The organism is Vibrio sp. 10N.286.46.A8, from assembly GCF_041470165.1.
Lineage (GTDB): Bacteria > Pseudomonadota > Gammaproteobacteria > Enterobacterales > Vibrionaceae > Vibrio > Vibrio tasmaniensis_A.
In genome coordinates this window covers 3,773-4,952 of sequence record NZ_JBFRLX010000186.1, presented here as the reverse complement: position 1 = coordinate 4,952, position 1,180 = coordinate 3,773, and the positions used below count along the sequence as shown (strand labels likewise).

The window sequence follows — 1,180 nt, the reverse complement described above, 5'->3', positions numbered from 1 at the left end:
AGAAAGCTCAAAAAGATGAGTCTACTAACAGCAAAAATACTTAGCCTAACGCCCTTGATACGCCCTTGATGCGCTAGCCCCAACAAGTCAGGCGCGTGTGACTTCTTGTTAGCGAAATGACAACATAAATTGACAACACGCACATAAAACACTGACTAACAAACATAAAAAAGAGGACATTGTATGTCCTCTTTTTTTTCTTCTAAATTTGCTCAGTGCTTATTCAGATTTTGCTTCTTTCTTGTCTTTGGTTTGGTCTGCAACGTGTGCCAATACCGGTACCATTGACTTAAGTAGCTCTTCTTCTACAGGCTTACCTGTTGCATCCGTTACGTTAATCGATGTACGGTTGCCAAGATCACCAAACAAGAAAGTGTAAGTACCTGGCGCTAAGTCAATAGGCTGTAGGCCAATCTCTTCCCAGAATTCATCATCTGGCGCTGCATACTTAGCTTTCACTGTACCTTGAGACTGATTACGCTCTTCAAGTTCAAAGCCCATCGTCGGTAGCAAGGTAGGTAGACGTTGCCACAATACGTTATATGGCGTACGAGCAATGATCACAGGGAAACCACTGCGGTCCGAACCCATTGAGATAGGAATACGTTTCACCAACTCTTGCGCTTTCAACGCAGCTTCAGCACGAAGATCTGCATCGTATCTCGCCATCACTAGATTCGTTAAGAACGCGTTGTAACGCTCTTTATTGGTTGCCGATACTGGTTTCTCTTCAGAACCTTCACGCCAATCAATCAGATTAATCTTGAAGCCATGGCGATTGTTCGCTTGGAAACGAGAGATAGAGTAGCGGCTACCAATCTCGACTTCTTCATCTTCAGAAACCCAAGTTACCCAATCAGTCTCAATGTCATTTTCTGACTGTTCACGAATGCCGATATTACGCTGGGTCAGCATATCTACAGCCGTTTGCCATACTCGGTCAGCCTCTTCAGCACGAAGGAGCCATAACGTCACTTCACCATTTTGACGCTCAGTACGAGCACCTGGGATCAGTTCAAGAACCTGTTGAGGAGGACGAATATCCACTTGACGACCGGTACCACCACTGAATTCACCGCTTGGGATATCAAAGTTTGGGTAAAACTGAGGCTGAGCATCTTCAGGCAATTGCCATTGTGAAAACTCAGGTGTTTCTAAGTATTCAAAATCATCTTTGGCT

At 44.6% G+C, this 1,180-nt stretch carries 1 protein-coding gene; it reads right to left on the bottom strand.

Annotated features, from left to right (window positions below; genetic code table 11):
- Positions 1–219 precede the first annotated feature (219 nt).
- Positions 220–1,180, bottom strand: a 961-nt coding sequence (gene bamC, locus AB4232_RS17425) for an outer membrane protein assembly factor BamC (RefSeq protein ID WP_372087634.1), incomplete at its 5' end; no start/stop codon positions are given.